Source organism: Bacillus sp. VA15, assembly GCF_055721145.1.
This window is the reverse complement of the sequence record NZ_JBVQPQ010000069.1, coordinates 1-245: the sequence shown is the minus strand read 5'-3', so window position 1 is coordinate 245 and position 245 is coordinate 1. Positions and strand designations below refer to the sequence as shown.

Genomic DNA, 245 nt, shown 5'->3' with positions numbered 1-245 from the left:
GGGGACTGACCCCCGTTTTTGAGACAGGGATCAAAACACCTTTTAAACAGCCAATTGCCGATAGTTTATCGGTGATTGGTTGTTTAGTTTCGTTTGAATACGAATATTGTTATAATAATGAATGTATTCTATGACAGTGCGTTCTACGATGGCGGTCGTAGTTCGATCAATGCTGTTAAGATAGAACGTTTCAGACTTTAGTGAGGAATGAAACGATTCGATGGAGGCATTATCAGCGGGCGTCC

The 245-nt window shown here is 41.6% G+C and carries 1 protein-coding gene; it reads right to left on the bottom strand.

Annotated features, from left to right (window positions below; translation table 11 throughout):
• Positions 1-42: 42 nt before the first annotated feature.
• Positions 43-245: IS3 family transposase (locus AC0DBE_RS21810; protein WP_145364413.1), on the bottom strand; the 203-nt coding region annotated here is incomplete at its 5' end.